General features: G+C 63.1%; 18 protein-coding genes and 2 tRNA genes. 10 read left to right on the plus strand and 10 right to left on the minus strand.

Translation table 11 applies throughout. The features are described 5' to 3' along the window. Positions 1-321 precede the first annotated feature (321 nt). Positions 322-1,482 carry a methyl-accepting chemotaxis protein gene (locus PSO31014_RS14505; RefSeq protein WP_150552231.1) on the plus strand — a complete coding sequence of 387 codons (1,161 nt, stop codon included), beginning with the start codon at positions 322-324 and terminating at the stop codon, positions 1,480-1,482. Positions 1,483-1,517: 35 nt separating this feature from the next. On the opposite strand, the gene PSO31014_RS14510 is transcribed toward PSO31014_RS14505, so the two are convergent. From PSO31014_RS14510 to PSO31014_RS14520, 3 genes are all read right to left on the minus strand, one after another. Further along, on the minus strand, positions 1,518-1,934 hold the full coding sequence (locus PSO31014_RS14510; protein WP_240756088.1) for a cupin domain-containing protein: 417 nt from the start codon (positions 1,932-1,934) through the stop codon (positions 1,518-1,520). A gap of 127 nt (positions 1,935-2,061) precedes the next feature. Next, entirely contained in the window at positions 2,062-2,838 is a 777-nt protein-coding gene (locus PSO31014_RS14515) for a 3-hydroxybutyrate dehydrogenase (protein ID WP_150552232.1), read from the minus strand. A gap of 12 nt (positions 2,839-2,850) precedes the next feature. Next, positions 2,851-4,251 (minus strand): GntP family permease, encoded by a 1,401-nt coding sequence (locus tag PSO31014_RS14520; protein WP_017234621.1) that lies wholly within the window; start codon positions 4,249-4,251, stop codon positions 2,851-2,853. Between the two features lie 335 nt (positions 4,252-4,586). Between PSO31014_RS14520 and PSO31014_RS14525 the strand changes: the two genes are divergently transcribed. Next, a complete protein-coding gene (locus PSO31014_RS14525; protein WP_150552233.1) occupies positions 4,587-6,089 on the plus strand; it encodes a sigma-54 interaction domain-containing protein in 1,503 nt (500 codons plus the stop codon). Positions 6,090-6,198: 109 nt separating this feature from the next. Here the strand turns inward: PSO31014_RS14525 and PSO31014_RS14530 are convergent, their stop codons facing one another. After that, complete coding sequence (locus PSO31014_RS14530; protein WP_150552234.1) at positions 6,199-7,377, minus strand: porin; 1,179 nt, start codon at positions 7,375-7,377, stop codon at positions 6,199-6,201. A 74-nt stretch (positions 7,378-7,451) separates the two neighbouring features. After that, the gene (locus PSO31014_RS14535) at positions 7,452-9,341 is read right to left on the minus strand and encodes a bifunctional sugar phosphate isomerase/epimerase/4-hydroxyphenylpyruvate dioxygenase family protein (protein ID WP_150552235.1); all 1,890 of its coding nucleotides are present in this window, start codon (positions 9,339-9,341) and stop codon (positions 7,452-7,454) included. Positions 9,342-9,662: 321 nt separating this feature from the next. On the opposite strand from PSO31014_RS14535, the gene aroQ reads away from it, so the two are divergent. From aroQ to PSO31014_RS14550, 3 genes are read left to right on the plus strand one after another with little or no spacing between them, the layout of a single operon-like run. Then, entirely contained in the window at positions 9,663-10,124 is a 462-nt protein-coding gene (aroQ, locus tag PSO31014_RS14540; protein WP_150552236.1) for a type II 3-dehydroquinate dehydratase, read from the plus strand. A 2-nt stretch (positions 10,125-10,126) separates the two neighbouring features. Further along, positions 10,127-11,002, plus strand: coding sequence for a shikimate dehydrogenase (locus PSO31014_RS14545; protein ID WP_150552237.1), 876 nt, complete (start codon positions 10,127-10,129; stop codon positions 11,000-11,002). A 22-nt stretch (positions 11,003-11,024) separates the two neighbouring features. Beyond that, entirely contained in the window at positions 11,025-12,377 is a 1,353-nt protein-coding gene (locus PSO31014_RS14550) for an MFS transporter (RefSeq protein WP_246176645.1), read from the plus strand. Positions 12,378-12,536: 159 nt separating this feature from the next. Here PSO31014_RS14550 and PSO31014_RS14555 read toward each other — a convergent pair whose 3' ends face one another. Further along, positions 12,537-13,217, minus strand: a complete 681-nt coding sequence (locus tag PSO31014_RS14555) for a TetR/AcrR family transcriptional regulator (protein WP_017234629.1) — start codon at positions 13,215-13,217, stop codon at positions 12,537-12,539. Between the two features lie 193 nt (positions 13,218-13,410). Beyond that, positions 13,411-14,931, minus strand: coding sequence for an acetaldehyde dehydrogenase ExaC (gene exaC / locus PSO31014_RS14560; protein WP_150552238.1), 1,521 nt, complete (start codon positions 14,929-14,931; stop codon positions 13,411-13,413). 294 nt (positions 14,932-15,225) lie between these two features. Between exaC and PSO31014_RS14565 the strand changes: the two genes are divergently transcribed. Continuing rightward, positions 15,226-17,130, plus strand: coding sequence for a sigma-54-dependent Fis family transcriptional regulator (locus tag PSO31014_RS14565; RefSeq protein ID WP_150552239.1), 1,905 nt, complete (start codon positions 15,226-15,228; stop codon positions 17,128-17,130). A gap of 31 nt (positions 17,131-17,161) precedes the next feature. Here the strand turns inward: PSO31014_RS14565 and PSO31014_RS14570 are convergent, their stop codons facing one another. After that, positions 17,162-17,626, minus strand: coding sequence for a CreA family protein (locus PSO31014_RS14570; protein ID WP_150552240.1), 465 nt, complete (start codon positions 17,624-17,626; stop codon positions 17,162-17,164). Between the two features lie 189 nt (positions 17,627-17,815). Here PSO31014_RS14570 and PSO31014_RS14575 point away from each other — a divergent pair. From PSO31014_RS14575 to PSO31014_RS14590, 4 genes are all read left to right on the plus strand, one after another. Then, positions 17,816-17,891, plus strand: a tRNA-Ala gene (locus tag PSO31014_RS14575). 17 nt (positions 17,892-17,908) lie between these two features. Next, positions 17,909-17,984, plus strand: a tRNA-Glu gene (locus PSO31014_RS14580). Positions 17,985-18,206: 222 nt separating this feature from the next. Further along, positions 18,207-18,425: a hypothetical protein gene (locus PSO31014_RS14585; protein WP_150552241.1), complete on the plus strand. Its 219-nt coding sequence runs from the start codon at positions 18,207-18,209 to the stop codon at positions 18,423-18,425. Positions 18,426-18,582: 157 nt separating this feature from the next. Beyond that, positions 18,583-19,086 (plus strand): M48 metallopeptidase family protein, encoded by a 504-nt coding sequence (locus PSO31014_RS14590; RefSeq protein WP_150552308.1) that lies wholly within the window; start codon positions 18,583-18,585, stop codon positions 19,084-19,086. Positions 19,087-19,177: 91 nt separating this feature from the next. On the opposite strand, the gene PSO31014_RS14595 is transcribed toward PSO31014_RS14590, so the two are convergent. Both PSO31014_RS14595 and PSO31014_RS14600 read right to left on the minus strand, forming a co-directional pair. Beyond that, a complete protein-coding gene (locus PSO31014_RS14595) occupies positions 19,178-19,720 on the minus strand; it encodes an outer membrane lipoprotein (protein WP_150552242.1) in 543 nt (180 codons plus the stop codon). 494 nt (positions 19,721-20,214) lie between these two features. Next, complete coding sequence (locus PSO31014_RS14600; protein WP_150552243.1) at positions 20,215-20,691, minus strand: CBS domain-containing protein; 477 nt, start codon at positions 20,689-20,691, stop codon at positions 20,215-20,217. Between the last annotated feature and the right edge of the window lie 552 nt (positions 20,692-21,243).

A 21,243-nucleotide genomic window follows, 5' to 3' on the forward strand; every position in this document is an offset into this window, starting at 1 on the left:
TTCTGGGCGTCTTGCCGAGGCACGACTTGAGGTCGATCAAGGAACTGGCACAAGGTGGGCCCAGTGTCTCAATGACGGAACCGGGTAAACGCGTATGCAAGATCTTGCATCCCGGCCGTAAACAGCAAGTGCAAGGGTCAATGCCTTGATCGCGTTTCGAAATATCAGGCCCGTATGGACTGATCTAAAGGCCGAACCCCTGCATTCCGGTAAAACAAGCGCGCGCGACAGCACGTCGAAAAGCATCAGCCTGTGTCGTACGGCCTCCCTTGGCGGTACGTTTCACGGCGCTGCCGCGTCGCCACTCACGAAGGAAGAGAAGTGCAGCGATTTGTCTTCACGATCCGATTCAAGTTGATGCTTGCCTTCGGCGCCTGGGCAACCCTGATGTTGGTCGTCGGACTGGTGGCGCTGACATCCCTCTGGGGCCTCGACGCGAACGCGGCGTCGTCATACCGCTTGTCGCTGACGAGTCTGATTGCCGTGGCGTCGATGGGCGGTGCCGTCGCGATCTATTGCGGTGTTCATCTGAACCGCGTTGTATGCGGTGGGTTGAACCGCATGGGCAAAAAATTCGAGGACATCGCGGTCTCCCTTGACCTGTCAAAGCGCTCATCCAGTCCGCGCATGGACGAGTTCGGCCGCGCCGCCGTGGCGTTCGACAAGTTGATGCGTCGTGTCGAAGCGACTGTGTCCGCCGTGAATGTTTCGACCGAATCGGTCGCCACTGCGACGCGCGAAATCGCGGCCGGAAATCTCGACCTTTCCGCGCGCACGGAAGAACAGGCCGCGTCGTTGGAGCAGACCGCCGCCAGCATGACGCAACTGACCGAGACGGTGAAGCAGAACGCCGACAATGCACGCCAGGCGAACGTACTGGCTACGAACGCCACGGACATCGCCGGTACTGGCAGCAACGCCGTGCAAACCATGGTGGCCACCATCGAGCGAATCAACGGTAGCTCGAACAAGATTTCCGAAATCACGAGCGTGATCGAGGGGATTGCGTTCCAAACGAATATCCTCGCGCTGAATGCCGCCGTGGAAGCGGCGCGGGCCGGCGAGCAGGGACGTGGCTTCGCGGTGGTGGCCAGTGAGGTGCGTAGCCTGGCCCAGCGATCGGCGTCGGCGGCAAAGGAAATCAAGGACTTGATTTCCTCGTCGGTCGCCACGATTCAGGATGGCTCGCAACAGGCCGTCGAAGTCAGCGCCGCGATGGACGAGATCAAGCGCGCCATCAAGCGGGTGACGGAAATCGTTGGCGAAATCGCGGGGGCGTCGGAAGAGCAAAGTCGTGGCATCGAACAGGTCAGCCAGGCCGTCACGCAGATGGACCAGGTGACGCAGCAGAACGCGGCGCTGGTCGAGCAGGCGGCAGCCGCCACCCACTCGCTCGAAGACCAGGCGGCCAAGCTGAAAACCGCGGTCTCGTCATTCAAGATTACCGAGTCAGCGCACCTCGCGGTTGCCATCGCCGCATAGCCGCGTGTAGCCGCGTCGTCGCGTCGTCGCGAACGTCACCATTTCGCCGGTGCGGGCACGGCGCACGGCCCCTCAACGCCTACGCTGGTGAACTCCGCCGGGCCCACCACTTCCAGATATTCCATATCCGGCGAATAGTCGAAAAGGAAGTGGCGGATGCCGGGTCGTTGATGCACGCAATCGCCCGCTTCCACGAGCGTTTCCTTGTCTTCATACATGAACTTGGCCCAGCCTTTGAGCATGTAGACGATATGGAAATCGGCACCGTGGATATGCCACCCCGTACCCGCCTCGGGCGCCTGATTGGCGCGAACCAGGTGCGCGATGACTTTGCCGCCGGTGGCGTCGGCAATGCCGAGGTCGCGATACATGAAGAAGTCGCGCAGACCGCCGCTCACAAATGCGGTGTCGCCCGGCTTGACGTGGGAAAACTGGCTTTCGTTGCTGTTCATGATGTCGATGACAAATCAATGAAAACTGCGGGTTAGGAAAACGAAGTCGCCGTGCTTTGTACTCACGTCACAGCACGTGGGCCCATCGCGCCTCTCGGTCCGCGAGGGCCCGTACCACCGGCCAAGCCTATTGCGCGGTCCAGCCACCATCCGCGGCCCATGTGGCGCCGCGTACCTCAGACGCCAGCGGCGAACAGAGCATCAAGGCAAGGTTGCCAAGCGCCTCGGGCGACACGAATTGGCCGGACGGCTGCTTTTCCCCCAGCAGGCGAGCTCGCGCGTCGTCGGGAGAAAGGCCGTCGCGCAGCGCCAGGTCGTCGATCTGTTTCTGCACCAGCGGCGTCAACACGAATCCCGGGCAGATGGCATTGCATGTCACGCCGGTCCTCGCGGTTTCCAGCGCCGTGACTTTCGTCAGCCCCACCAATCCGTGCTTTGCGGCCACATAGGCCGACTTGCCCGCGGAGCCAACGAGGCCATGCACCGACGCAATGTTGATGATGCGCCCCCAGTTGCGAGCGCGCATGCCAGGTAACGCGTGGCGGGTCGTGTGGAACGCCGAACTCAGGTTGATGGCGATGATGTCGTCCCATTTGTCGAGGTCGAACGTCTCGATGGGCGCCACGTGCTGAATGCCGGCATTGTTGACGAGAATGTCCACGGCACCGAAGCGATCGTGCGCCGCAGCGAACATGGCGTTGATGGCTTCGGCGCTACGCATGTCGGCCGGATGGTGCATGACCTCGGCACCCTCCGATGCGATCGTCGAGACGGCGGCATCCACATCGCCGAAGCCGTTGAGAATGAGGTTGGCGCCGGCGTGTGCCAGTACCCGTGCGATACCCAGGCCAATGCCGCTGGTCGAGCCAGTGACAAGCGCGGTTTTTCCGTTCAGCGTCGTCATGGAATCCATCGTTCACACCAATCCAGTCGTGTAATAGAGCGCGATCACGAAGAACACCGCCATCGTCTTGATGCACGTCACCGCAAAGATGTCGCGATACGATTCACGGTGCGTCAGTCCGGTGACGGCGAGCAGGGTGATGACGGCGCCGTTGTGCGGCAGCGTGTCCATGCCGCCGCTGGCCATCGCCACCACGCGATGCAGCACTTCGAGCGGGATGTGCATCGTTTGCGCTGCCTTGATGAACGTGTCGGACATGGCAGCGAGCGCAATGCTCATGCCACCGGAGGCCGAGCCCGTAATCCCCGCGAGCGTCGAGACGGACACTGCCGCGTTCACGAGCGGGTTGGGAATTCCCTTGAGCGCATTGGCGACCACGAGGAAGCCGGGCAGGGCGGCAATGACGCCCCCGAATCCATACTCGGAAGCCGTATTGAGCGTGGCGAGCAAGGCGCCGGACACGGCGGCTTTGGTGCCGTTCGCGAAGCGGTGGCGCACCTTGCCGAAGGCCGTCAGCAGCACGAGCAGAATGCCGGTGAGCAGCGCGCCTTCGACAGCCCAGATCGCCACCACGCCATTGATCGATATCGTCAGCGGGGCATGAATACCGGGAAGAATGTCCGGGGTCACGTCAAAGCGATCGCCATACCAATGCGGAATCGCCTTCGTGAGCGCGTAATTGACCACGCCCACCAGGACCAACGGCGTAATGGCCAGAATGGGATTGGGCAGGTTCTCGGTGTTGACGCGCTCGGGCTCGTTGTGCAGCGAATCGCCGTAGCCTTCGCCGTTGGCCGCCGCAATGCGGCGACGCCACTCGAGGTAGCTCAGGCCAACCACGACGATGAAGACTGCCCCGGCAACCCCCAGCACAGGCGCTGCCCAGGCCGTGGTCTTGAAGAACGTGGTCGGGATGATGTTCTGGATCTGCGGCGTGCCCGGCAGCGAATCCATCGTGAAGCTGAATGCCCCCAGCGCAATAGCACCGGGCATGAGGCGCTTGGGGATATTGCTCTGTCGGTAGAGTTCCGCGGCAAACGGATAGACGGCAAATACCACCACGAACAAGGAGACGCCGCCATAGGTGAGCAGCGCACACACCGCGACGATCACGGCGTTTGCCCGTGTGCGGCCAATGTACTTGATCGCCGCGGCAACAATGGACTCGGAGAAACCGGACAGTTCGATGACCTTGCCGAATACGGCCCCGAGCAGGAATACCGGCAGGTAGAGCTTGACGAAACCGACCAGCTTTTCCATGAAGATGCCGGAAAAGACGGGCGCAACGGCGTCGGGCTGGATCAGCAGCACAGCACCCAGCGCCGCGATCGGGGCAAAAAGAATCACGCTATAGCCGCGATACGCAACAAACATCAGAAACGCCAATGCGGCGAGCACGATGAGAAACGACATTTTGTCTCCGGTATGTTTGCCTGCACGTTGTTGTGCAGGCTGAAGTTCTTACGACCGGCAGCCGCTTACGCAATAACCGTGCCTTCGTTGCTTAAGTCCTTGATCGGGAAAGACTCCGGCAGTTCTTGCCCCGCAGTGACCAACGAAACGAACAGCGAAGCGCGGTAAGAGGGCGTTGGATTGTCTCGATTTGGAGACGGGTAGCGAGTGTTGCTTGGGCTGCAATGGCCGAAATTTCAGAAAAATCAGTGTTGAGAAGGCGTTTTCACTGATAGAGCCGGTGTCTCAGTTTGTGGAATAATCATCTCGAAATATGGACAAACAGCGATTTCGACATGACTGATGACAAAACGCCGGACACCGTCACGCTAGGCAAGGCGAGAGGCTTGCTTTCCGATTACGGATTCGTTCGCAAGCACGCCATGCAGTCGCTGTTCGAGACGCTGGACAATTCCAGCGAGGGCACCGTGGTCGTCGACAGCGATGCGCGGATTGTCTGGATCAATCGCAGTTACGCGGCTCGCTTCGGATTCACCAATCCCGATGAAGTGATCGGTCTGGATTGCGAAACCGTGATTCCCAATAGTTTGATGCGCGAAGTTGTGGCGACGGGCAGGCCAATCCTGCTCGATATTCTTGAGACCGGGCAGGAGCCGTTGGTGGTCACGCGGCTTCCGATTCGGGATTCGCGCGGTGGAACCATTGGCGCCGTGGGATTCGCGCTATTCGACGAGCTGAAGGCGTTGACGCCGATGTTCAGCAAATACTCGCGACTGCAGTCGGAGCTCCTTGCAACGCGCCAGTCGTTGGCGCAGGCGCGGCGGGCGAAATACAGCTTTTCGAGTTTTGTCGGCACCAGTGCGGCAAGCCTGGAGACCAAGCGCCTCGGGCGTCGCGCCGCTCAGCTCGATTCGCCGGTGTTGCTGCTTGGGGAAACCGGGACCGGCAAGGAGTTGCTGGCCCATGCGATTCATGGCGAATCCATGCGCGCAGACAAGCCGCTGGTCACGGTCAATGTCGCCGCGATTCCCGATGCACTGCTCGAAGTGGAGTTCTTCGGCGCCGCGGCCGGTGCCTATACCGGGGCGGACCGAAAAGGCCGAACGGGCAAGTTTGAACTGGCGCATGGCGGAACGCTCTTCCTTGACGAAATCGGCGACATGCCGTTATCGCTGCAAGGCAAACTATTGCGGGTCTTGCAGGAGCGGGAATTCGAGCCGATAGGGTCGAACCGTGTCGTCCAGACGGACGTGCGCATCATCGCCGCCACGTCGGCGGATTTGCCGAACCTGGTCGCGCAAGGGAAGTTCCGGGCCGATCTGTACTATCGCCTCAACGTGTTGATGATTCGGGTTCCGCCGCTGCGCGAGCGTGCGTCGGACATCGAGGCCATGTCATATGCGATTCTGGATAAATTGAGTTCGCGCCGCGATGCGGGGCATCTGGAATTGAACGAAGACGCCATCGGGCGACTCAGGGCCTATCGCTGGCCGGGGAATGTGCGTGAATTGCACAACACGCTCGAGCGCGTGGCATTGCTCTCGGAGAGCGGGCGCATCGACGCGCGTTCATTGGCTCGCTTCATTGGCGACGGCGTCGGCGCGCAAAGCGATACCGATGGGGCGGCGGATGCGGAGACGGTCGTCGGTCAGGCGAACGGCGATCTGGGCGCGGCTGACGTGCCGCGATACGACGAGGCGATGAAAGCGTTCGAGCGTCAGTTGCTGATCGACGCGTTGCGTGCCGCAGGCGGGCGGGTCGCGGAGGCTGCCGCGCGATTGGGCATCGGGCGTGCCACGCTGTACAAAAAGATGGCACTCCTTGATATCGGCGCGTAGCCGCGCCAGCCGAACGACGATCGTTCGATGTCGGAACGTGTGAAAGCCCCGCCGGCAGTGATGCCGGCGGGGCTGTTTCCAACGTATCGCAGGGGACGTTGCAATACGATCAGAAAATGACGGCCATGCCCAGCATGCCGACGAACTGGCCGGACGTGCTCGACCCGGTCAGGTTCTGCGAGTCGCCGACGGCCGGCGAGGCGGCGATGATGTTCCCCGCCCCGTTCTTGCCCAGCGTCTGCCCGCTCGCGTGCTGATAGGCCTGAAGCGCATACAGTACCGTGCGCTTCGACAACCGGTAGTACTCACGCAGCGAAAACTGATGATAACGCGCGCTGTCGGTCACGCCGTTCGCACTCGTCGCGGCGGTGTACGAATAGCCCGCGCCGACGTCGAAGGCCGGCGTGAGCTTGTACACGCCCAGCACGCCCACTGTATTGAAGATCGCCGAGTCGGTGAAGATCGAACGGCTGCCCGGCAGATACGTGACGTGCGAGATGTTCGCGCCGAGAACGAAGTTGCCGAACGAATAGTTGCCCGCCGCCGCCCACTGCTCCAATGCCCGCGCGCTGACATATCCCTGGTTCAACACGGACGTGCCGAAAGAGCCCGTCGACGCACTGTCGAACCCGGTCGTCGTGGCCGCATTGTTCAGGCGCAAATACCCCGCACCGACGGACACCGGCCCATTGTCGTAACGCAAGGCCGCGCTGATCGTGCTGCCCTTGCCCGTGCTGCCCGCCTGGCCGCCGAACGCATACATCACGCTGGCTTGCAGGCCCGCATACGTTGGCGTCGTGTAGACAATCGAGTTGTTGATGCGGATCGTCGTGTCGAGGCCGTCGATATCGCCCGGATGCGCGCCGGTAGCACCCGTCAGCAGGTTGCTGCCCGTGAGCGGGCCGACGAACTGGTAATACGGCGTGTACTGACGACCGATCGTCGCCGTGCCGAACTTGTTGTCCTGCAGGCCGACGAATGCCTGACGATTGAATAACTGACCGGCGCTCGCGGCTGCGCCCGTGTTCAGGTCGAAGCCGGCCTGCACGTCGAAGATTGCCGCGGTGCCGCCGCCCAGATCCTCGCGTCCGCGCAGGCCCCACTTCGACGCGTAAAGATTGCCCTGCCGCAGATAGACGTTCGACGCGCCGTTCTGGTTGTTTACGTAGGTGATCGCGCTGTCGACCATCCCGTAAAGCGTGACGTTCGATTGCGCGGCGGCCGCGCCGGCAATGGTCATCCCGGCCGCAAGTGCGACCGCGCGCCTGCACTGACGTGCATTCCTCATGTGTGTCTCCTTCTTGGTGATTGACGTGGGTGGTGCTTGCTTTTCTGGAACCCAGTGATTGCGCGACGCCGCACTCAGCTACGCAGTGCCGACTGCGCGGCCAAGCGCACGGACGCATTGGGGGCGCCGTAGCCGTCATAGCCGCCGCGCCGCTCGACCAGTTCGAAGAAGAAGCGGTGATCGACCTGCGCCGTATAGGCGTGCAGGAACTCGCCGCCGCTCGCATCACGGTCGTACAGAATGTTGTGCTTGCGCAGCGTGTCGACGAACGCCTCGTTCAGGCCGAAGCGCGCGGCAATGTCGTTGTAATAGCTTTGCGGAATTCGCAGGATCGGCACGCCGTCGCCTTCCAATCGACGAACCGCCAGGGCGATGTCGTCGGTGCGGAACGCCACATGGTTCAGCCCGGAGCCCTTGTAAGCGGAAATCGTCTCCGAATGGATCGTGCGCGGATCGACCGACGCGTTGAGCACGATGCGCACCGATCCGTCACGGCTGCGGATCGCCTGGCTCTGGATCTGCCCGTAAGGATCGTGCAACACGACGCTGTGCTCCGCCTGGAATCCGAACACCGACCGGAAGAACAGCGCCCAACGTTCGAGCGAGCCGCCCGGCACCGACAGCGCCACGTGATCGACCGCCGTGATCGGGCCGGTCTGGGTCGGCCCGTCGATGTCTGTGAGGTGGAAGTCGGACTCGAACAGTGTCGGCGCATCGGGCAACTCGTCGACGAGATAGAAGAGGCTCTGGTCAGGGGCGAGCACGGCGGGCACATTGCGCTCGTTCGGTCCCACGCGTCCTTCGAAGCGCGCGTAGCCGACTTGCGTCGCACGCGTCACGGCGTCGTGCGCCGAGGGCACGCGAACGGCCGACGCGCACAGCGATACGCCGTGGTGCATGAAGAACGCACTGGCGAACGAATCGGACTCGGCGTTGAGGATGATGGACGCGCGGCCGTGCTGAAACAGCGTGACATCCTTGGAACGATGGCGGCCCATGCGCAGGAAGCCGAGCTTCTCGAGCCACGTCGTGAGCGTGGCGCGCGCGTTCGCATCCACCGCAAATTCCAGGAACTGAAGGTCGATGGCCGCCGAGGCCGGGGGCAGGCTCGTCAGCGTGTCGAGTCCGCGCGTCGCCTTGTCGTCGACCAGCACATCGCGCACCTGGGATTCGAGATAGCGCAGCGAGCGAATGCCATCCTTGGCGGTCGACTCGGCCGGGGCGGCCCGGAATCCGTCGTTGAAAATCTCCAGCGACAGCGGACCCCGATAGCCTGCCTCCAGCGCGGTGGCGACGAAGCGCGTCACATCGAGGTCGCCCTGGCCGGGGAAGCAGCGGTAATGGCGGCTCCATTCGAGCACGTCCATCTTGCGCAGCGGCGCGTCGGCGACCTGCAGGAAGGCCAGCTTCTCGCCGGGGATCGATGCCAGGTCGGCGAGGTCGTCACCGATGGACAAGGTGTGGAAGCTGTCGAGCCCGAGCCCGAGGTGCGGGCTGTTCACCGCCTTCACGTACTGCCAGGCGTGGCGATACGAGTTGACATGGGCGCCCCAGGCAAGCGCCTCGTAGGCGATGACGATGCCGGCCTGACGGGCGAGTTCCGCCAGCGCGCCAAGCTGATCGATCGCCAGGCGATCGTCCCGAATCACGTTCGGCGAGACATTGCTGCACACCAGCATCGTGTCGACCCCGAGCGCGTGCATCACGTCGAACTTGCGCCGCGCCCGCTCGAGGTTCTGATCCAACTGGGCCGGCGACACGCCTTCGAAGTCGCGAAACGGCTGATACAGAAAAATCGCCAGCCCGAGATCGGTGGCCATCGAGCGCACCGTCCTGGGGGCGCCGTCGAAGTACAGCAGATCGTTCTCGAACAGTTCGAAGCCGTCGAAGCCGGCGGCGGCAATGGCCGTCAGCTTGCTCGGAAGCATGCCCGACAGCGATACGGTGGCAATGGATGTCTTCATGCGCGGTGCGATCCGATCGCCCCATGGCGGGGCTGAAAGCTACGTGATTCGATGATCGATGAATGGTTATACCCACCAGTTAGATCATGCATAACCAAAAGTAATTCAATTGATATAACGGTTGTGATGCGAATTATAGTAACTAACTAGATGGTTAAAATTATAGTTAACCCCAGATGACGCCCGACGTTTTTGTTCTCAGAATCGGTGGCCTGATGAGCGTGAATCGGTGCTGTGCCGCCGAATGGCGACCCGCCCCGACCCTCCCCCTGAGTACCGGAGGGTGTCGCGCCAGCAGGTAACGTGAAGAGGAGTGAAGGGATGTCGAATCGAACGAGGCCGTCGGTATGGGTGCTGAACGGGCCGAATCTGAACATGTTGGGAACGCGTGAGCCGACCATCTACGGTTCGGAGACGCTTGCCGATATCGAGGCGAAATGCCGTCGCGTCGGCGACGCACTGGGCGTGGACATTCGTTTCCATCAATCCAACGCCGAGCACCAGATCATCGACTGGATCCATCAGGCCCGTGTCGAAGCGCACGGTATCGTGATCAACCCCGCCGCCTACACGCATACGTCGGTCGCCATTGGCGACGCGTTGCGCGCATCCGATCTGCCTGTCGTGGAGGTGCATCTCTCGAACGTGCACCAGCGCGAGGCGTTTCGTCATCGTTCCTATGTGTCCGCCGTGGCGCGCTGCGTGATTTGCGGCGCGGGCTCCGACGGTTACGAGTATGGCTTGCGCTACCTGGCCAAGCTGCTGGGCGACACGACGGAGTGAGTATGAAGAACGATCTGCGAGTCGAGCCGAAGTCGTGGCTCATCGGCCTCATCGGCGACGGCATCGGTGCCTCGATGTCCCCGGCCATGCACGAGGAGGAGGCGCGCCGCATGGGCGTGTCGTATGTCTATCGCCGTATCGATATGGCGGAACTCGGGCGCGGCGCCGCGGACCTGCCGGCCACGGTGAAGGCGCTGGAGGCGGCGGGCTACGACGGCTTCAACGTCACGTATCCGTACAAGCAGGCCATCATCGCGCAGCTCGACGAGTTGTCCGAAGACGCGAAAGCGCTCGGTGCCGTGAACACCGTGGTGTTGCGAGGCGGGCGCCGGTTCGGCCACAACACCGACTGGTCGGGCTTCTACCGTGCATTCCGCGAAGGCATGCCGGGCGACGTGGCGATGGCGCGCGTGGCGCTGATCGGCGCCGGTGGCGCGGGTTGCGCCGTCGGTCATGCCGCCATGAAGCTTGGCGCGCAGGAGCTGCGTGTGTTCGATGTCGACGCCGCGAAGGCCAACCACCTTGCGCAGGATCTCGCGGGGCGCTTCCCGCAGGCGCGCGTGCTGGCCGTCACCAGCATTGCACAGGCGCTGGACGCGGCCGACGGTGTGATCCACGCGACCCCCACCGGCATGACCAAGCTACCGGGCATGCCGATTCCGGCGACGTTGCTGCGCGCCGCGATGTGGGTGGCCGACATTGTGTATTTCCCGCTGGAAACCGAACTGATCCGTACCGCCCGGTCGGTGGGCTGCCGCACGCTCAACGGCGGCGGCATGGCCGTCTTCCAGGCGGTGGATGCCTACGAGATCTTTACGCGGATGGCACCGGATCCCGATCGAATGCTCAATCACTTCCGAAGTCTGCTGTCGAGCTGATACCCTTTCCCTAGGAGGAGACATGTCTTACCCATCACAAAGCGCCGGATCTCAAGGCGTAGAAGCACGAGCGAAGGGCGGCCCGAACGTGGCGGCCGGTACGAAACGAACCAACGCGCGCTACAAGATTCTCGCGCTGCTGGCGATCGGCACCATGATCAATTATCTCGATCGCACGGTGCTGGGCGTTGCCGCACCGCAACTGACCAAGGAGCTGGGGCTGTCGGCCGCCGTCATGGGCATCGTGTTCTCGATGTTCTCGTGGAGTTATGTGCTCGCGCAGGTACCGGGCGGCATGTTCCTCGACCGCTTCGGCAGCAAGATTACGTACTACCTGGCGATGACGCTCTGGTCGATCTGCACGCTCGCGCATGGCCTCGTCACAGGGCTGTCGGGGCTGATCGCCTGCCGGCTCGGACTGGGGCTGGTCGAAGCGCCTTGCTTCCCGGTCAACAGCCGCGTCGTTGCCACATGGTTCCCGCAGACCGAGCGCGCGATGGCGACCGGCACCTATACCGTTGGCGAATACATCGGCCTGGCGTTCTTCTCGCCGGTGCTCTTCGCCATCACGGGCGCCTTCGGCTGGCGCGTGTTGTTCATCACGGTGGGGGTGGCAGGGGTGTTGTTCGGGCTGGTGTGGTGGCGCTTCTACCGTGAACCGCAGGATCACCCGGGGGCCAACGCCGCCGAGCTGGCCTACATTCGCGGCGATGAAGCGGCCACGCCGGCGGTTGCCGTCGAGCGGCAGCCATTCAGTTGGAAGACGGTCGGTCAGCTGATTCGTCGCCGCCAGTTGCTCGGCATCTGTATCGGCCAGTTCGCGGGCAACTCGACGCTCGTGTTCTTCCTCACCTGGTTCCCGACGTACCTGGCGACCGAGCGTCACATGGGCTGGCTCAAGATCGGCTTCTTCGCCATCCTGCCGTTCATCGCGGCATCGGTGGGTGTGATGTTCGGCGGCTCGCTGTCCGACTGGTTGCTGCGTCGTGGCCTCTCGGCCAACGTGGCCCGCAAGCTGCCGATCATCGCAGGCTTGCTGGGCGCATCGAGCATCGTGGCGGCGAACTACGTCGACAACAATGCCGTCGTCATCGCGATCCTGTCGGTAGCGTTCTTCGCGCAAGGCATGGCGGCGCTGGGCTGGACGCTGGTCTCGGACATCGCGCCGAAGCACCTGCTGGGCCTGACGGGCGGCATCTTCAACTTCGCGGCGAACCTCGCCGGTATCGTGACGCCGCTCGTGATTGGCTTCATCGTCGCCGCGACCGGGTCGTTCGTCTGGGCGCTCACGCTCATCGGCGCCATCGCGATCATCGGCGCGCTGTCCTACATCTTCGTGGTGGGGGACATCAAGCGGATCGAGCTGGCAAGCTGATCGACGTGGCACGCCAATGAAACGCCCCGGCACGCCGTCAAGGCGTCCGGGGCGTTTCGCATGTCTTCGACCACGGATCGAATCGAGCGAGTGCGCAATTGGCGTCGTGTGATGCGCGCGATGGCGGGGCGATTAACCGTACGCGCGCGATGCCACCGCTCAGGCGGCGACGTAACGCTGCACGACGTCGACGAGCGTGTCGCGATGCTGCGTACGCAAGCGCGCGTGAGACGGGTCTCGCCCGAAGGCCGCCGCCCATGTGTAGCGGTTCGAAATGCGATGGAAGCAGAACGAGCTGATGATGAGGTGCAGGTCGACCGCGTCGATGCCCGCGCGGAACTCGCCGGACGCGGTGCCGCGCGCGAGCAACGATTCCAGCGTGTTGATGATGGTGGCGTTGCGGTTCTTGAACGTCTTGAGTTGCTCGACGTACTTCGCCTGATGAATGTTTTCGATGGCCACGAGGCGCACGAAGTCGCGATGCTTGTCGTGGTAATCGAACGCGAACTCGACCAGTGTGCGCATGCCCTCGGCGGGATCCATGGCATCGACGTTCAGTGCCTGCTCGAGTACGCGGATGTCGCTGTACACCTTCTCGAGCACGGCTTCATACAGCTTCTCCTTGCTCTCGAAGTAGTAATAGATCATGCGCTTGGTCGTGTGCGTGCGCTCGGCGATCGCATCGACGCGCGCGCCCGACAGACCCATCGTGGAAAACTCGTGCGTCGCGATATCCAGAATGTTCTGCTTGGTCTGTTCGGCATCGTACTTGCGCCGGCCGTCGGCGGCGGGCGCCGCCGCGACAGACCCCGGACTCTCAGATTTCACCGCGCGCTTCATAGCTATTGGCTGGCAACGAAAATGAGAATGTTAGCACGCAACAATCTCGGCCAACGCCCCGTGTCGCCAGCGTCGTCGATGCCCGCAATCCCTTGAGCGTCCGGCGCAGCGACGCCTCGATCGCTACCTGTTCTGCCTGCTCGTCGCATGGCGCGCGGGTCAGCGCGCCATGCGACGCACATCGCCCGATGGCTCAGAAGAAACCGAGCGGATTGACGTCGTAGCTCACCAGCAGATTCTTCGTTTGCTGGTAGTGATCGAGCATCATCTTGTGCGTCTCGCGGCCGATGCCGGACTTCTTGTACCCACCGAACGCGGCGTGCGCCGGATAGAGGTGATAGCAGTTGGTCCACACGCGTCCGGCCTGAATGCCGCGGCCCATGCGATACGCGCGATTGATGTCGCGTGTCCAGACCCCGGCGCCCAAGCCGAACTCGGTGTCGTTCGCAATCGCCAACGCTTCCGCTTCGTCCCGGAACGTGGTCACCCCAACGACCGGGCCGAAGATCTCTTCCTGGAACACGCGCATGCGGTTATCGCCCTTGAGCAACGTCGGTTGGATGTAGAAGCCCGACGCCAGCGGACCGCCCAGCGATTCGATGCCGCCGCCGGTCAATACCTGCGCGCCTTCCTTGCGGGCGAGATCGAGATACGTGAGGATCTTGTCGTACTGCTGCTGCGACGCCTGCGCGCCGACAGCTGTGTCGGTATCGAGCGGATCGCCGCGCTTGATGCGCGCCACCCGCGCCATCACCACTTCCATGAAGGGCTCGTAGATCGATTCCTGCACGAGTGCCCGCGACGGACACGTGCACACCTCGCCCTGATTCAGGAAGCCCAGCACGAGACCTTCGGCCGCCTTCTCGATGAACGCCGGCTCGCCGTGCATGATGTCGTCGAAGAAGATGTTCGGCGATTTGCCGCCCAGCTCGACCGTGCTCGGGATCAGGTTGGCCGCCGCCATCGACAGGATGTGGCCACCGACCGGCGTCGACCCGGTGAAGGCGATTTTCGCGATGCGACGGCTCGTCGCCAGCGCTTCTCCGGCTTCCTTGCCGAAGCCTTGCACGACGTTGAGCACGCCGGGCGGCAGCAGATCGCCGACCAGCTCGGCGAACAGCGTGATCGAGAGCGGCGTCTGCTCGGCAGGCTTGAGCACCACGCAGTTTCCGGCCGCGAGCGCCGGTGCGAGCTTCCACGCGGCCATCAACAGCGGGAAATTCCAGGGAATGATCTGGCCGACGACACCCAACGGCTCATGAAAGTGATACGCGGCCGTGTGCTCGTCGATCTCGGCAGCGGTGCCCTCCTGCGCGCGGATGCAACCGGCGAAGTAGCGGAAGTGATCGATCGCCAGCGGCAGATCCGCCGCGAGCGTCTCGCGCACCGGCTTGCCGTTGTCCCACGTCTCCGCCACGGCGAACCGTTCGAGGTGCGCTTCGAGCCGGTCGGCAATCTGCAACAGAATGCGCGAGCGCGCCTGCACCGACGTCTTCCCCCATTTGGGCGCCGCCGCGTGTGCCGCATCGAGCGCCAGCTCGATATCCGCCCCGTTGGAGCGTGGGAACTCTCCGATAACACCGCCGGTGACGGGCGATGTGTTGGTGAAATAACGGCCTTCCACGGGCGGAACGAACTTGCCGCCGATGTAGTTCTCGTAGCGCGTCTGCAAAGTCAGCAGGGCACCGGGGGTGCCGGGCGGGGCGTATCGCATGGTGTGTCTCCGGATAATTGTCGTGTCGGTGGCGCGGCGGCCACACAGGGCAATAAGCAAGTCGCGGGCCACCCGGGGCCGGTCGCCGATTCACGGGCCAGACGCCGGTTCGACAACGGGCGATGTGTGCCGAATCCGAGACAGGGTTGTCTCGTGCCGTGACACGGTTGTCTCATCCTCATGACAGGCAATCGCTCAGTGCCGATCGATTGACATACCGCATTGCAATCGCCCCCGGCATGGGACATGCTTCGGGAACGACTACGAGATCATCCGGCACGGGGGAGACGACCAATGCCAGCCAAGACAGAATCCGCGCACGCGCGTCGTGTGCTGGATGTCGTACAAGGTCACCTGACGTCCGTCGCGACGGCGACAGACCCGAACATCGCGAGTTCATGGCGCCGATGTCTCGACACCTACGCGCTCGATCCGGGGGCGCGCATGACGCCGCGGGTGTTGGCGTCGTCGCAACTACGTGAGCGGCGCAGCGCGATGGAGCGGCTGTGCCATGTCTCCATGCCGGTGCTCGAGCGTTTGCAGCGTCAGTTGATGAATCCGCGCCAGGCCGTGCTGCTCACGGCCCCTGACGGCGTGATCGTCGACTCCCGGCTGCACGACGACACGCGCGACGACTTCCATCGCGCAGGCTTGTGGCCGGGCGCCGACTGGAGCGAGTCGTGTGAAGGGACCAACGGCATCGGCACCTGCGTGGTCGAGCGTGCGCCCGTCATCATCTGCCAGCAAGATCACTTCCGCGCGCTGCACACGCCGCTCACCTGTACGGCAAGTCCTGTCTTCGCGCCGCAGGGGGACTTGCTTGCCGTGATCGATGTCTCGTCGACGAGCGCCGATGAGACCCGGCAAAGCCAGTTTCATACGCTGGCGCTCGTGAACCTGTCGGCCAAAGTCGTGGAGCGCGACTATTTTTTCCAGCACTATCGCGACGAGTGGCTGCTGCAATTGCAGGAGCCCGGCGACCATTTGGGTGACTTCGCGCAGGCGTTGCTTGCTTTCGACGACGCCGGCCATATTCTCGCCGCCAATCAGAGCGCACTGAATCGCCTCGGCGCGACGCGCGACGCGCTGGTGGGCACGCGCGTGGATCGATGGTTCGCGCAAGCGCTCGACGCCATGCTCGCGCAAGCGCATCCGACGCCGAGTGCGTGCTGGCCGATTCGGACGCACACGGGCGAGGCGCTGGTGGCGATGGTGCGTTCGCCGTTGCGCGCGGTGCGCCGGGTAGCGCGTGCGGTGAGCGTGCCGCATGAGGCGGCGGTCGAACCGTTTTCCGACCCGGTGCTGACGCGTGAATTTTCGCGCGCGTGCCGCGTTTTCGCGCATGACGTGCCGGTGCTGATTCGCGGTGAGACCGGCAGCGGCAAGGAAGTCTTCGCGCGCGCCGTGCATGCGGCAAGCGCGCGCGCCAGCGGCCCGTTCGTGGCGTTGAATTGCGCGGCGATTCCCGAGTCGTTGATCGAGAGCGAGCTGTTCGGCTACGTGGGCGGCAGCTTCACCGGGGCGCGCAAGGAAGGGATGGCCGGAAAGCTATGGCAAGCCAACGGCGGCACGCTGTTTCTCGACGAAATCGGCGATATGCCGTTCGCCATGCAAACCCGTTTGCTGCGCGTGCTCGAAGAGCGCAGGGTGTCGCCGCTCGGCGGTGGCGAACCGGTGCCGCTCGATATTCGCGTGCTCAGTGCAACGCACCGAGATCTGTCCGAACGGATTGCCGAGCGGCAGTTCCGCGAAGATCTTTTCTATCGGTTGAGCGGCCTCGAGGTGCGTGTGCCGTCGCTGCGCGAGCGCGACGACAAAGTCGACGTGATGCGCATGCTGCTGGCGCAGGCCTGCCCGCAAGGCCCCATCAGCCTGACGGACGCGGCGCGAGATCGGCTGTGCGCGTATCCGTGGCCCGGCAATGTGCGTCAGATGCGCAGCGTCATTCGGACACTGGTTGCGCTCAGCGAGCGCGGCGTCATCACGCTGGACGACCTGCCGGACGCATTGCGCGACGCGCCGGGGCTTCCCCCGATCGACCCGCTGGCGGAGGCGCCCCTGGAGGCGGCGGAACGCCAGGCGTTGCGCACGACACTTGATGCCTGTCAGGGGCAGGTCAGTGCCGCGGCGCGCAAGCTCGGCGTGAGTCGGAATACGCTTTATCGAAAGTTGAAGCGATTCGGCCTGCTGCGCGGATAACACCGGTCGCGCAGCCGCCGAGCGGGGGCGTTCACTTCATCGGGATCGGCGTTGCGCGATCCACGGGGACGGCGGTCACGCTGTTCTGCGGGGAGCCGTCGATAAGCTTGTCGGAGTAGGTGAGATAGACGAGTGTGTTGCGCGTCTTGTCGACCATGCGCACGATGCGCAGCTTCTTGAAGAGCGGAGACAGGCCTTCCGAGAAGACTTCTTCCTTCTTGGGCAATGGGCCTTCGAACGAGACCTGCCCGACCGCACGACACGCAATCGAGGCTTCCGCCTTGTCTTCCGCAAGTCCGACCAGTCCCTTTAGGCCACCGGTTTTTGCGCGCGACACGTAGCAGGTCACGCCGTGCACTTTCGGATCGTCGTAGGCGTCGACGACAATCTTGTGGTCGGGTCCTACGAGCTTGAACGCGGTATCGACGTCGCCGATCTTCTCGGCATGCGCCCAACTCGTGGCGACCATCAGCGCCAGGGCGGCGGCTTTCTTCATGGGGATGTCTTCCGTCAGGAGTCTACGGCGGCTGCGTCCGCATCCGCCACGCGTCGCCCGAGACGGGCGCCGTGCGGCCGATTCTACTCGCGTCGCGCGATCTTCAACATCCCGCCAGAAGGCCCACCGTGCTCGGGGCGAGCAGTTGCCGGTCGCAATCAAATGCGCTATAGTCACGCCTCTTCGCGCGGGGGTATAGCTCAGCTGGGAGAGCGCTTGCATGGCATGCAAGAGGTCAGCGGTTCGATCCCGCTTACCTCCACCAAACGAATGACGGTTTACGTCCCCTTCGTCTAGAGGCCTAGGACATCACCCTTTCACGGTGAGTACAGGGGTTCGAATCCCCTAGGGGACGCCATCTCACGGCAGCGATGTGACATCGATACATCGAAGCCGGCCGGCGTCAGATTCGGCAAATCGCTCAAGGAAGCCGGCTGTCTTTCACGACATCCGGCTTCTTGCGTTTACGGCCTGCCCGCGTCAGACGGCGCAGGCGCGTGCCGGCAAGCCAGCGGGCGTTGCCGGTACAATGACGTCTTTGCGCACGCCATGTCGACGCGCGCGCTGTGCTGAATTCCTCATGAGCAAACCCGCCCTCACTCTCAAGTTCAAGTGCACGAAGTGCGCCAAGCCGGTCACGTTGTATCTGCAGAAGACGACCGCGTGTTCACACATCACGCCGTATCAGGGCTGGTGCAAGTGCGGTCAGTTGATGCGTCATGCCACGGGCGACAAGAACGCGGTGGCGTCGTTCGTCGACTCGATGGATCCGCTATGGTCACATCACCATCACCATTGAGCGCTGCGCTCGCGCTCGTACGCGCGGCGTGGACTTGCGTGCGCGCGCCGTTCGCCCGGGTATTCGCTGGGCGGGCCGCCGAGGTGCCCCGGTTCGGCCGAGCGAATCATCCATGACCGCCGTGCTCACGCCGTGGCGTCCCGCGCCGAAGGATCCGATGCGCTTCATCGCCGCCTATCCCGCCGGCGTGCTTGCGCAAGTGCGAGCACTGGTCGAGGCGGGCCAACTGGCCGCACATCTTGACCGGCGCTATCCTGCGCGGCACACGGTGCAGACGGACCGCGCGCTGTATGAATTCACGGCGCAGATCAAACAGGATTACCTGCGCAGCGCTCCGCCCATCCACAAGGTGGCCTACGACGCCAAAATCGATGTCGTGCATCACGCGCTGGGGCTGCATACGGCCATCTCGCGGGTGCAGGGCGGCAAGCTCAAGGCCAAGAAGGAGATTCGGGTCGCCTCGTTGTTTCGCGAAGCCCCGCCCGAGTTTTTGCGCATGATCGTCGTGCACGAACTCGCGCACCTCAAGGAAAGCGATCACAACAAGGCCTTCTACCGCCTGTGCGAGTTCATGGAGCCACAGTATCGGCAACTCGAATTCGATACACGGCTGTTTCTCGTTCGGCGCGAGATCGAAGCAGCCTCACCCGCTGCCGATTGACCGCTGCGTGCGGGCCAAACGACAACGCCCGCCGGCATGACACCGGCGGGCGCTATTTTTGGAGAGTGCCTTTGCTGTCACGCGTGAGCGATCAGTACGGATACACCATATCGTTCGCGACGGCGGCGCGCTGGCCCTGCTGAACGCGCAGCGGCGGTGCCTGGGTTACCGTCGCGACGCGACCGTCGTCCAGGCGCACGGTGATGCGGTACAGCACGTTCGGCTGACCCATATTGTTCTCGATGCGATTGCCCGCGATGGCGCCGATCAAGGCACCGCCAATGGTGGTCGCAGTACGCCCACGCCCACCGCCCATCGTATTGCCGAGCAGGCCGCCCGCCGCGCCGCCGAGCACCGTACCGAGAATGTTCGGGCTGTTATTGTCGCCGTTCACCTGCTCGATCGATTCGACGCGGCCATACAGCGCGCCCGGAATCTGCTGCTGTTGCGGCTGCTGATACCCCTGTTGGTAGCCCGGCGGCTGCTGCTGATAGCCCTGTTGATACCCCGGTTGTTGATAGCCTTGCTGGTATCCCTGTTGCTGATACCCATACTGCGGGCCCGGTGCAACGCAACCGGCCAGCATGAGGGCGGCCAGTGCCGCGCTGATTCCCGTAAGTGTCTTGATATTCATTTTGGTTCGTCCTCGTGAGCGTGAGGTAAATGCGCCATCACCGACGTCCGCGGTGACGCTGCGCACCCTGTGGTGAGTCTATTGCGACCACGACGCGGAATGTAGGGTTCCGCAGACCTTTGTGCTGTAAGAAAAGGTAAGCGTTTGTAATGGCGTTGCGCCTATCACGACGCAGGTTCCAAGCGCATTGTCTCCTTTTCGGCGGGCCCATCGATAATCGTCTCGCCGGCTGAGGCATGAGGGTATGTTCTGTAAACGCTTAATGGAAGGTGAGGGTTCACTAACGATTTGCGATTTGAATGGCATTTGACTTCGTTACCCATCAGGGCAGGGCGGCCCCCTCGCCACCGAGGCGACGATGCGGTAGGCGCGCCTGCCCGTGAGCGGGCGGGGGGGCGCCAGGCTGGCCGGTGCCGACATGTTGAGGCGCGACCCGAAAAAAAGCGCCTCGAATGAGGCGCCGTATCCCTGATTGCGCTGCCGTGATCGCCTGCTCAGCTCGGCCGCGACGGTGTGCGGCCCGCCAGCGCGGCGCCACCCCCCATGATGTAATTCTCCAACTGGTCGATGGTGAACTGCTGTTCCGTGATGATCGCCTTGACCAGGTCGCCGATGGAAAGCAGGCCCATCAGCTCGCCGTCTTTCATGACAGGCAGGTGGCGAATGCGATGTTCCGTCATCAGCGACATGCACTCTTCATTGGTCTGCTCGGGGCCGACGTAACGTACGGCCGAGGTCATGACGTCGCGCACCGGCGTATTGACCGAGGTTCGCCCCATGAGGGCGACCTTTCGAGCGTAATCGCGCTCGGTGAAGATGCCGACGATCGTGCGGCCGTCTTCGCTGACCAGCACCGCGCCAATGCGTGCTTCGGCCATCAGGGTCAAGGCATCGAGTACCGAATCGGACGGGTGTACCTTGTACACCGTGTCGACCGATTTGGACTTCAGGATCTGAGCGACTGTTTTCATGGTCATCCTCCTGCGGGCTGCGGGTACTTACAGCATAGTTGAGGGCGGGCCGCGCGTCATGCTCGCGTTGTCCCCGAGTGAATGCGATCGCGGCAAACCCGCGCGGCGGCTACGACCGGCCGCTTTTTGTGCAATGCGCCACCAATCGGCGGCCCAAGCCCTCGCGATTGCCGCCCGAATGCCATTTTTTTCCCACGAGCAACGCAGAAAGGCGTATCCTAGCGGGATCGGCGAAAATTCGTCGATCATCGCCTGACGATCGCGAAAAGCTTTGTCGGCGTCGCTGACAGCCATGTCCTGCGAGCCGGATCACTCGCTGTGCCGATGGCGCAGACCCCACGGTCTTCGCCCTCCCGACACACACTGCTCGTCATTGTGGCACTGCCGCAATGTGCCTTGCTCCTTCGAACCATCGCCGCGTTTCGGTGCACCGCCATGCTGTCATGGCCAGTCCACCGGGTAGGCTCCTTTTGGCGTTCGATGTGCACCCGGTCATCGCCAGGGTGCGGCGACGGTATTGGCGAACGAACCTTCAGTAACATCGGTGCTGCG

Source organism: Pandoraea soli, assembly GCF_902459595.1.
Classification (GTDB): Bacteria; Pseudomonadota; Gammaproteobacteria; order Burkholderiales; family Burkholderiaceae; genus Pandoraea; species Pandoraea cepalis.

Excerpts from the sequence above, each read along its gene's own strand:
- PSO31014_RS14510 (WP_240756088.1), bottom strand. The coding sequence starts at position 1,934 with ATGAACAGCAACGAAAGCCAGTTTTCCCACGTCAAGCCGGGCGACACC.
- PSO31014_RS14515 (WP_150552232.1), bottom strand. The coding sequence starts at position 2,838 with ATGACGACGCTGAACGGAAAAACCGCGCTTGTCACTGGCTCGACCAGC.
- PSO31014_RS14520 (WP_017234621.1), bottom strand. The coding sequence starts at position 4,251 with ATGTCGTTTCTCATCGTGCTCGCCGCATTGGCGTTTCTGATGTTTGTT.
- PSO31014_RS14525 (WP_150552233.1), top strand. The coding sequence starts at position 4,587 with ATGACTGATGACAAAACGCCGGACACCGTCACGCTAGGCAAGGCGAGA.
- PSO31014_RS14530 (WP_150552234.1), bottom strand. The coding sequence starts at position 7,377 with ATGAGGAATGCACGTCAGTGCAGGCGCGCGGTCGCACTTGCGGCCGGG.
- PSO31014_RS14535 (WP_150552235.1), bottom strand. The coding sequence starts at position 9,341 with ATGAAGACATCCATTGCCACCGTATCGCTGTCGGGCATGCTTCCGAGC.
- aroQ (WP_150552236.1), top strand. The coding sequence starts at position 9,663 with ATGTCGAATCGAACGAGGCCGTCGGTATGGGTGCTGAACGGGCCGAAT.
- PSO31014_RS14545 (WP_150552237.1), top strand. The coding sequence starts at position 10,127 with ATGAAGAACGATCTGCGAGTCGAGCCGAAGTCGTGGCTCATCGGCCTC.
- PSO31014_RS14550 (WP_246176645.1), top strand. The coding sequence starts at position 11,025 with ATGTCTTACCCATCACAAAGCGCCGGATCTCAAGGCGTAGAAGCACGA.
- PSO31014_RS14555 (WP_017234629.1), bottom strand. The coding sequence starts at position 13,217 with ATGAAGCGCGCGGTGAAATCTGAGAGTCCGGGGTCTGTCGCGGCGGCG.
- exaC (WP_150552238.1), bottom strand. The coding sequence starts at position 14,931 with ATGCGATACGCCCCGCCCGGCACCCCCGGTGCCCTGCTGACTTTGCAG.
- PSO31014_RS14565 (WP_150552239.1), top strand. The coding sequence starts at position 15,226 with ATGCCAGCCAAGACAGAATCCGCGCACGCGCGTCGTGTGCTGGATGTC.
- PSO31014_RS14570 (WP_150552240.1), bottom strand. The coding sequence starts at position 17,626 with ATGAAGAAAGCCGCCGCCCTGGCGCTGATGGTCGCCACGAGTTGGGCG.
- PSO31014_RS14585 (WP_150552241.1), top strand. The coding sequence starts at position 18,207 with ATGAGCAAACCCGCCCTCACTCTCAAGTTCAAGTGCACGAAGTGCGCC.
- PSO31014_RS14590 (WP_150552308.1), top strand. The coding sequence starts at position 18,583 with ATGCGCTTCATCGCCGCCTATCCCGCCGGCGTGCTTGCGCAAGTGCGA.
- PSO31014_RS14595 (WP_150552242.1), bottom strand. The coding sequence starts at position 19,720 with ATGAATATCAAGACACTTACGGGAATCAGCGCGGCACTGGCCGCCCTC.
- PSO31014_RS14600 (WP_150552243.1), bottom strand. The coding sequence starts at position 20,691 with ATGAAAACAGTCGCTCAGATCCTGAAGTCCAAATCGGTCGACACGGTG.